The organism is Microbacterium sp. PF5, from assembly GCF_004794315.1.
Lineage (GTDB): Bacteria > Actinomycetota > Actinomycetes > Actinomycetales > Microbacteriaceae > Microbacterium > Microbacterium sufflavum.
On the sequence record NZ_SSDQ01000001.1, the window covers coordinates 1 to 343 of the forward strand.

1 protein-coding gene is annotated in these 343 nt (G+C 29.4%); it reads right to left on the minus strand.

The window, feature by feature from the left end; translation table 11 throughout:
- Positions 1 to 343 (minus strand): tetratricopeptide repeat protein (locus tag DW297_RS18660; RefSeq protein WP_205828191.1); only part of this gene is annotated, 343 nt, incomplete at both ends.

The following is a 343-nucleotide window of genomic DNA, read 5'->3' on the forward strand; positions in this document are numbered from 1 at the left end:
AGATCTGTTAAAACTTTTGCCATAACAACATATGTTTTACTGTCAATTACTTTAAGACTTTCTATGATTTGAATTGCTTTTCTTAATAATTCAACCTTTTTAGTAGTATCTCTATTTTGATAATTTTGTGCCATTCTCCGATATAAATCTGCAAATCTAGAAATAAATTGATTTTCTAGTTTTTCAGTAAAGGTATCACGAACTTCTTTCAATTTTTCAAGCATTATTTCAGCATCATTATACTTTCCTAGGTATGTTAGCACTCTAGCTTTTTCTAACAGTATAATTGGCTCTTTGGGTAAAATTTCTTCAGCCCTGACTATAAGTTCTTCAGCTTGATGAG